Origin of the sequence: Mesorhizobium sp. M7A.F.Ca.CA.001.08.2.1, assembly GCF_003998455.1 — a bacterium.
GTDB lineage: Bacteria > Pseudomonadota > Alphaproteobacteria > Rhizobiales > Rhizobiaceae > Mesorhizobium > Mesorhizobium ciceri.
The window spans coordinates 1-706 of record NZ_RZPW01001353.1 but is presented as its reverse complement, the minus strand read 5'-3'; the positions used below and the strand labels follow the sequence as shown (position 1 = coordinate 706).

The 706-nt window shown below is 63.0% G+C and carries 2 pseudogenes; both read right to left on the bottom strand.

The window, feature by feature from the left end:
* Positions 1-362, bottom strand: a pseudogene (locus EN914_RS37330) (sugar phosphate isomerase/epimerase); the annotation flags it as partial.
* A 110-nt stretch (positions 363-472) separates the two neighbouring features.
* Positions 473-706 (bottom strand): annotated as a pseudogene (locus EN914_RS37325) (ABC transporter substrate-binding protein); the annotation flags it as partial.

Below are 706 nucleotides of genomic sequence, written 5' to 3'. Positions count from 1 at the left end.
ATCCTGGTCAGCCCGACGAGCACGTCACGTTCATAAGGCCAGGCGACGGGGTTGGTGAAGATCGCATTGACGTAGAAGGAGGAGAGCTTGATGCCATATTCGCTCTGGCCTTCCGACAGCAGCGCATAGCGCCGCAAGATGTCGGTGTCGGTGGTCACCCCCATCGGCGCCTGATTGCCGAGCTGCATGTATTTGCGGGCGTACTGGTCCGACAGGCTGGTGAAGGCGAGGATCTCGAACCAGCCGAAGCCCTGGTCGGCGAGAAACTTGATGGCTGGCCTGAGCGGAAGGCCGGTCAGGTCCCAGCTGTTCAGATGGTAACCGATCGAGAAGCGCTGCCGTTCGGCGCGATGTGTCGTCATGTGTTCTCTCCGATGGGCGAGGCTGCCCGAAGCAGGCAGCCTCTGTTCTTCTTTCCTGGCGCATCAGCCCGGCTGGATGGGCGCTCGCTTGCAGGCGCTACTTCAGGGCCTCATTTGGGCGGCCAGCTGCCCTGGGCCTTGAGGTCGTCGAAGATGGTCTGGATCGATGCGGCGGCGTCTTCGGGCGTCGTGGTGCCGCCGACGATGCCGGCGATTGCCGAAGCCGTGGCGCTCGCGACCTCCGATGGCCAGATCCAGTCGAGGAACTTGATCGTGTTCGGGAAGGCCTGCTTGCGCAGTTCGACGGCATAGGCATCGTCGACCTGCGGCACGCCCTTGATCCT